The organism is Enterobacter cloacae complex sp. 6730903 (assembly GCF_048283985.1).
GTDB lineage: Bacteria > Pseudomonadota > Gammaproteobacteria > Enterobacterales > Enterobacteriaceae > Enterobacter > Enterobacter hormaechei_C.
The window spans coordinates 40,604-48,097 of record NZ_JBLVXX010000041.1 but is presented as its reverse complement, the minus strand read 5'-3'; the positions used below and the strand labels follow the sequence as shown (position 1 = coordinate 48,097).

The 7,494-nt window shown below is 44.3% G+C and carries 6 protein-coding genes and 1 pseudogene; 3 read left to right on the top strand and 4 right to left on the bottom strand.

Annotated features, from left to right (window positions below):
* Positions 1-1,181, bottom strand: a 1,181-nt coding sequence (locus tag ACNQ0W_RS19070; RefSeq protein ID WP_417933226.1) for a hypothetical protein, incomplete at its 3' end; no start/stop codon positions are given.
* Positions 1,182-1,827: 646 nt separating this feature from the next.
* Positions 1,828-2,283: a DNA-binding protein gene (locus ACNQ0W_RS19065; protein ID WP_232961493.1), complete on the bottom strand. Its 456-nt coding sequence runs from the start codon at positions 2,281-2,283 to the stop codon at positions 1,828-1,830.
* 376 nt (positions 2,284-2,659) lie between these two features.
* Between ACNQ0W_RS19065 and ACNQ0W_RS19060 the strand changes: the two are divergent.
* The 3 genes and pseudogenes from ACNQ0W_RS19060 to ACNQ0W_RS19050 all read left to right on the top strand — a co-directional run.
* Positions 2,660-2,969, top strand: a pseudogene (locus ACNQ0W_RS19060) (tyrosine-type recombinase/integrase); the annotation flags it as partial.
* A 172-nt stretch (positions 2,970-3,141) separates the two neighbouring features.
* On the top strand, positions 3,142-4,392 hold the full coding sequence (locus ACNQ0W_RS19055; RefSeq protein WP_045616431.1) for a DUF6538 domain-containing protein: 1,251 nt from the start codon (positions 3,142-3,144) through the stop codon (positions 4,390-4,392).
* 293 nt (positions 4,393-4,685) lie between these two features.
* Positions 4,686-5,357, top strand: a complete 672-nt coding sequence (locus ACNQ0W_RS19050; protein WP_063946034.1) for an EAL domain-containing protein — start codon at positions 4,686-4,688, stop codon at positions 5,355-5,357.
* A gap of 42 nt (positions 5,358-5,399) precedes the next feature.
* Here the strand turns inward: ACNQ0W_RS19050 and ACNQ0W_RS19045 are convergent, their stop codons facing one another.
* Both ACNQ0W_RS19045 and ACNQ0W_RS19040 read right to left on the bottom strand, forming a co-directional pair.
* On the bottom strand, positions 5,400-7,259 hold the full coding sequence (locus ACNQ0W_RS19045) for a hypothetical protein (RefSeq protein WP_116329857.1): 1,860 nt from the start codon (positions 7,257-7,259) through the stop codon (positions 5,400-5,402).
* On the bottom strand, positions 7,252-7,452 hold the full coding sequence (locus tag ACNQ0W_RS19040) for a hypothetical protein (protein WP_040117868.1): 201 nt from the start codon (positions 7,450-7,452) through the stop codon (positions 7,252-7,254). Before ACNQ0W_RS19040 ends, ACNQ0W_RS19045 begins: the two co-directional genes overlap by 8 nt.
* Positions 7,453-7,494: the final 42 nt, after the last annotated feature.

Below are 7,494 nucleotides of genomic sequence, written 5' to 3'. Positions count from 1 at the left end.
TCTTTAAACATTATTGTTATTAGATATGGTATCAATACAGGTGCATCAAGGTAAATGTAGAAACTTTTATCTTCAATATACTTTTCAAGTTTACTATCACTCAAGAAGTTAACACACAATTTTGCTGAGCAATGCTCTGACAAATATTCATTTTCACCTGCTATTTCAAGCAATTCACTAGCCAAAGCTTCAGATTTCTCTCTATCTAAACCGCATCTTTCGTTTATTAAAATCTTTAAGTTATTAATTGTCGCTTGAAAAATTTTTAGTTTAGGAGATTCAAATTTACTCTCAGTTATTTGAATGCTTATTGATTCTTCGTAGGCAGTGATAATTAACTTCACGACTTCGGAGGCTAAATCTTGATCAGTATGTTTTGCTAGTTTATCACTAATAGTTTTAATTAAATCTTGTTTACGAGTACTATCTCTAAGTTTTATATTCTCAAGTTTAGATATTTCCTCTTGGCTAAGCGTATAAATACCATCTTGATTAATTACTTTGCCCTTACGTGTGAGTGTTTGTAATTTACCTTTTAAGCTGCCTATTTTTAAGTTAACACCTTGAAGTAAACCTAATAACTCTTCAACCGTTTTGCCACCTTCATTCAAATGGGAGAGTATACTTGCATCTATAATAGCATTCTTTAAATTTGTACTGTCTTTACTAAGGAGAAGATACTCGTAAAAAGCCCTTTGCTGAAAGTTTATTGGTTCATCGTTCTGAATATCAATCTTATGAATATCTTTTATAAGGTAATTAAGAAGGTGTGGGTAATGATCTGTTAAATCCTGCGCAATTCTTTTTGCATCATAAAACTCCAAGGAAATAAAATGATTTGTCATTGCACCAGTTCTAAGTTTATCCAATGTATACTCTGAAATGGGATGACTCCAGAAAAAATGCAATATTGGTGGATAATTATCCTTATCAACTAATTTTTCAACCTTTAAAAGATCTGCCTCTAGTTTTTCTTCAATTTTCTTTTCTTGTATAGTTATCTGTGCGGCCTGCCGAACCTCTCTTTCATTGCGCTTAATAACTAAATCCTTTCCATTATCGTAAGGCCCACCAACTAGATAGGCATTTCCTTTGAATAATTCCTCAGCATATCTTTTGATCAGCGTCTCAAATTCACCTTCAGTTGAGATCGAACTGATAAATTTAACGTTACTGTTCACATAAACTCCTTCCATGTTTCCCATTTCATAATTTGACAGATTAAAGAAATATAAGATCAATAATTTGCATAGTCAATTCGAGCAAAAAACGTACAAATTTATGCTGTTATAATAGCAGTTGGCTATTTTTAGAAGTAATCGTGATAAATTTCATTTTGGTGGAATTTATGTTGGGTTTTCAAAACACAACATACTGTTTTGGAAGTTGTGTTTACTTAACACTTCGATGCAACTGTAACTTAGAGCTTCTACAGCCAAAAATCCCCGCCGGCTGTGCCGGTGGGTGACAACATTTGACAACTTTCCCGATCAAATGTCAGGTTTTGACAGGTACTGCTAACGCTCCGCACCTGAAGTTTTCTAAAGGGGTAGCGGTTGACACTTTCCCCTAGTTTTCCCTAGTAAGGCATAACAAACCATAACAGGCTGACAGCTGCCCTGCTTCGCATCAGGATTAACAAAAGCTAACAGCCAAGGCTCAACAAATCTCAACGCCAGCCCTTTACACTTCTGCTGTAGCTGCTGTTCGTAGGCGTGAGGATCCGTTAGGTTGGGTTGACACTTTTCCCAGTTTCTCGCGAAAAAGTGTCAAGTTTGAGGGGCTGGGAGGTTTACAGTTTTTCGCCGTCCAGCAGGCAGAGTGGCATTAAACCAGTTTTGTTCCAGTCATCCAGCGTATCGGAGTGCATTGTGGCAACGAAGCCAGCTCAGAACGAAGAAACCGTAAAGCGCCCGCTGCACGGTCTTTGCCATAGAAGCTGTGGGTTTCTTCATCCAGTCGGAAGAGAATCAGCAATTGTTCATCGGGCTCGTGCTGAACATCAAAACCCAGTTCAGCGACTGCGGCTTCTATTCGCTGGCCAGCATCAATATCAGCCGGCAGCGCTTTCCCGCCGTCATGCTTCCATACCCATGCGGCGGCCTGCGCCCACGTCATTTCAGTCTGGTGTTCGCCAGCACCAGCAGAATTTTGTTTAGCCTGCGATGCGTCAACATCAACTTTATCGCCTGAAATAACAATTTCACCGCGGGCTATCCAGCCATAAACAGTTTGCCGGCTGACGCCCATATGCCTGGTGTAGGCTGATTTACTTAACAGCATTCTGGAGTTTCCCTCCGGGCAGAAAAAAGCCGCCCTCAGGCGGCCTGCTTCTCTTCTGAATGTGTCTGCCGCTGGCTGCCTTTGAGCATCGCGCTGACATGTTCGCTTAACTGATCAAAGCCGGTCATGCGTGGCTGAACTTCTGATGGATCGTCGTTCTTCCCGTACACGAGATGTTTTGCCTGTCCGCCCAAATCCAGATCGTTTCGGATGACGTCCAGTAAATCCGCCTCAGCTTCGGCCTGCTGTACCGGGGGTCTTTCTCTCCTTGCAGTACTCGTGATTAAACTCCCGCATGGCGCTTTCTATTCCTTCTGAAAATTATTTCGGCGTCAGCGGCTTGTCGAAGCCGTTCGTCTCTAAGAATGCCAGCTAAACAGCAGCGGTCAGAAAAATGCGGACAGATAGTAATAAGGCATGGAAGGGGCACTAAAGCGGGCAGGAAATAGCAATTTCCGCTTCCATGACCTCAGGCATACATGGGCGAGCAGGCTCGTTCAGTCTGGCGTTTCACTTCTGGCGCTGAAGGAAATGGGGGATGGGAGACACTGGAAATGGTTCAACGATATACGCATTTATCTGCCGGACACCTGACAGAGCACGCTAGCAAAATTGATGCGATTATTGGTCTCAATGCCACAGATACGGCACAGGAGGAGAACGTAGTTTACTTGAATGTAAGATAAGTAATTGAAATAACTGGTGCCGATAATAGGAGTGTAACACGCGATAAATCTTGTGTTCGGGTCTTCTTCTACGACCTTCGCAACTACCTGATTTAACGATTTTTACGCACGCTGATAATCTGGCATTCACCCTGCACATGATAAACGCCCCTCAACTTTAACGGGGTGGAAAATGAAATACAAGCCGGATCAATACATCATTTCCGATAGTTACGGAGTTTATTACGTCAGGATATCAATTCCTGTATGGCTCCGTAATGCATTTGGTGGAAGAAAAACTCTCGTCCGTAGTCTGAAAACTTCCGATCTTCGTGTGGCTCGTAGGAAGCGTGATGTTATAGCCGATGAATTTCACCACATCAGGCAAATTGCAGAGCCTCCAAAACCGGACAGCTTGCAGGACACGATCAGCTATTTAAAGAGCGTGGCTAAGTACGCGAAAGCTGCCCCGAAAGCATCAGCGCCGATTATCTACCAATGCCCTTCTCTGATTAAGATGTTAGAGATCTACCTTATGCATAACGCTGATCGCCTGAAAATGGGAACATTAAGCAAGACCAGGAAAGCCGTAGAACTATTCCTGAATTACCTGCGAAAGAAGGATGTGGAACTTAACGATATCAACCGTACCACCGTTACAGGCTGGCTTGATCATCTCAGAGAGACAAAGGCAGTCCAGACAGTGGCTAACTATCTATCAGCAATGGCAAACATTTTCGATCTTGCCTCTTCCCGATACCAGGACGCCCCACCGCTGGAAAGTAACGTGTTCAGGGGGCATAAACTCAACACAGCGCAGAGCCGCCAGAGTTACGAGGCATTCACGGAAGAGGATATTACGAAGCTCATTAGCGCGTTTAACAAGTTAGGAGAGGACGAGCTAAGGGATGTGACCACTATCGCCGCTTATAGCGGGATGCGCATTAATGAAATAGCCAGTTTAAAATCAGACAATATCTGTGAAGTAGAGGGGGTGCTATGTTTCGAGGTTACGGAGGGTAAGACACGCAATGCGGCGCGGTTGGTTCCACTTCATAGTGCGATTAGAACAATGGTTCTGGAACGCTGCCAGAAGCCGCACAACGGTTTTTTATTCTACCGTGCAAGTGTGACCAAGAGAGAGGACGGCAAGCGCTCCTCGTGGCATGTAAACCGCTTTGGACGACTTAAACGCGACATTCTCCCAGGGCAGGAAAACAAGGTGTTTCACTCGATCAGGCATCTCGTTGCTCAAACTCTGGATAGGGGCGGGGTTGGTCGAGATAAGTTAAACCCCGTCCCAGAAGATCGCATAGCCCTTCTTCTGGGACATTCGAGAGGAGAAACGGAGAGTTTCAAAACATACAGCAAGAATGCCGCCTCCCCTGTTGAGCTACAGCAGTACATCGAATTGCTACGCTATTCAAAAATTGACAACCCATAAGAAAAGGGGCGTAAGCCCCTCGTTAACTTATCGAATAGAACATTATTACATTACTTATATATTTAGGTGAATATGAACCAGTATCAAACAAAAAACCGAGCAAAAAAACAACCAGAAATACATCACAAGACTAATATATAACAATCAGCAAACACCCACCGCAAAGTAAAAAGTCATGTTATATCAATCGCTTAGTCAAAACCCTGCATCCGTACCACAAATTTTAGCAATACTATTGCTTTATTGTGATAAAAATTACAATATAATTTTAATTAAAATTTAAGGTATTTGTTATGGATACTGCATTCATTGCTGAGCCTATAGTGAGCATTGACGAGAGGTTGTTAGGCGTTGAGCTTCTCACTCGCTTCATTGCCTCAGATGGACGCCCCCTTCACCCTGAATTCGTAATTTCATCTTGGGATTTAGATAGGAAGCGGCTTTTCCTATACGAACAATGTGGAAACATTGCCACTATGCAAACGTGGTTCGAACGAAAGAATCTATTTTGTACACTGAACATTGATCAGCAAATGGCTTTTTTAATACGTCATGACTACATACTTAGACAAACTTTCGAATCGATGTCATTCATCAAACTTGAACTTTCTGAGCATTTCCCTGGTTTGGATAAGGGATTGAAAAGTCCCTTATTAAAATCGCTGAGCCAGGGTGTAAATGGGCTATGGCTCGATGACCTTGGCGCAGGAAACGCGAATGTAGTTAGTTTGATCGAAGGATACTTTGAGGTTGTAAAGGTAGATCGCTGCTTCTTTAATGAACAGGTGCAGAAACCAACCTTCAACCAGCTGATTGCATCAATCAAAAAACACTGTGACAAAATTATTATTGAAGGGATTGAGAATAGAGATCATATGGGGTTACTGCGTGAGGTGGGGATTTGGGGATTACAGGGGTATCTTTTTAAATCTGTCCCTTTTAAAAATGTGGACTCATTGCTGTAGTGTTGAAACCATCAAAAAAGGGGCTTACGCCCCTTTGATGTATCACCCGCCTGTACTGCTTTGACCGCTCAGGGCTGACAAGGTTAGTGACTGTGTAAAATTGGCTTGAGAAGCCCTCGCCTGGAAGTCTACATAGTCGGCTAATCTGCCTGTGTCAGATTGGATCGTTAGTGGTACGGACGGTGCGACCGTCAGGTTAAATGTTGGATTCAGATTATACGCTGGTGCATTGCCGCTGCTGAGTGACATTGCAGAATCACGCAGAGAATCACCTGCAAGGTTATATTGATTCGCCGCAGTCCCTGCTTGCTGATTACCAACGCCCAACCAGTCCATAATAGCCGGAGCCACTGAGCGGCTGTCCCACCCTGTCTTATCCTGAATCCAATCGGCTGTGGCATTAGCTGAGCCATTCACGGCTTTATCATAGATAGCATCTGGCGCTGTTTTATCAGGATCAGAATACAGCGATGGGAAGGTATCTTTCATCCAGCCGTTAAATTTGCTGAGGTCAGCAGTGATTTCCTGCGTGAATCCTGTCACCTGTGCTAACAGGTTTCCAAGCCCAGAACCTAATGATTTTGCTGTCTCGTTCAGAGTAGCGGTGTTTGATGCTAAGTCCTTACCAGCGTTACCAAACCCTTCGAGGAAGCCGGAAGTTAGATTCTGATTAAAACCATTGTTAACTGCTTGCAACTGGGTAGACAGGTCGCCGTATGCCAGAGTTTGCCTAATTTGTTCATCATTGAGAGTTTGACCACTTTCGGCAAGTTTCCTGAGGACGCTTGTATACTGCTCTCCGTTGTTCATGAACATATCGGTGTAGTGCATCAGATCATCACCTAAACTCTCAATCAGCGTACCAATCTGAGCCTGTGACATACCACGGCGTTGCCCTTCATTTACCGTAGCCTGGACGAAATCCAGTGGAGAATCCTGGAACTTGGAAATCTGATCTTTGCTCCATCCGAACTTGTTCATGATGGACGTAATGCCACCGTCGCCACCTTTCCATTCGCCATTTTTAAACTGGCTATCATTCACAGTCATAGCGAGGCGTTCACGGACGTCTTTCATGTTATCGACGGCTTTTGAGGTATTAGCTGAATCAACACCGTGTTGCTGTCCCCAGGCCACCATCGTTTTTATGGCGTTTGGGTTGGTTTTCACACGTTCAGATTGCCTCACCAGATCGAGGTTATCATTGGCTGTCTCGCGTACACGTCCCAGGATGGAAGCCCCACCCGCTAATGCAGCCGTAGCGCCAATAAAACCAGCACCGCCGCCGATCACGTTCAGCCCCTTCTCTTTGATGTTAGCCGCCGCGCCTTTGTAGTCCGTTCTCTTAGCTTGACGCTGTGCAGCCGCTTGTTGTTGGGTACTGGCGGTTATACGGGCTTGTAACGCTGCCTCTCTCCGCATCAAGGCCAATCTTTCACGAAGTTCATAGTTTAACTTCGCGCTACTGATCTGGTTATTACGGAAAAGCTCTGTTTGCTGTTTAGCGAAGCGAGCAAACTCCAGTTGTTTGAGCGGGTCAAGGCCATACTTCCCCGCTACGCCTTTCATTTGAAGGTTAGCTGACCTAAATTTTAACGAAGCTGTCTCATTACGTTTGGCAATCTTCGCAGCTTCCCTTGCTTGCGCTTTACCTGCTTTCTCAGCCTGGCGTTGTTGTTTTAAGTCATTGGACGTTTTTGGAGAAGCCGCTTTAGCATCTGCCACCTGTTCACGCGCTGATTGTCGGCGCTGCTTCTGAGTCTGAAACCGAATTTTCGGATTCTCCAGCTTCTTAAAATGGCGTTGAAGGTCATCAGCCGCTTTTTTGGCCAGTGCAATATCTTCCTTCGAAACTTTAAACTCAACGGTGTTTACGATACGTGCTGTGTTTATTTCAAGCATCGCCACCGCCTTGTTTATCAAGGAAGTGATGCACGGCCTCGTCGACGGTTTCACCACGGAAAATACGCGCTCTAACGCCCGTATAAGAAATCTCTAATAGCTCGCAAAGCTGGCTCACCTTGAGCAGCCCTTCTGCATCGTCTGCACTCAGTCGAACATGTAAACCACGATTTGATTTAAGTATGAGTTCCACCTCTATTTTTCCTCTTGTTATGGGGGAAACTAAAAAGGGATG

What these genes read in the sequence shown, in the direction of transcription:
- ACNQ0W_RS19065 (WP_232961493.1), bottom strand. Translation starts at nt 2,283, where the DNA reads ATGCTGTTAAGTAAATCAGCCTACACCAGGCATATGGGCGTCAGCCGG.
- ACNQ0W_RS19055 (WP_045616431.1), top strand. Translation starts at nt 3,142, where the DNA reads ATGAAATACAAGCCGGATCAATACATCATTTCCGATAGTTACGGAGTT.
- ACNQ0W_RS19050 (WP_063946034.1), top strand. Translation starts at nt 4,686, where the DNA reads ATGGATACTGCATTCATTGCTGAGCCTATAGTGAGCATTGACGAGAGG.
- ACNQ0W_RS19045 (WP_116329857.1), bottom strand. Translation starts at nt 7,259, where the DNA reads ATGCTTGAAATAAACACAGCACGTATCGTAAACACCGTTGAGTTTAAA.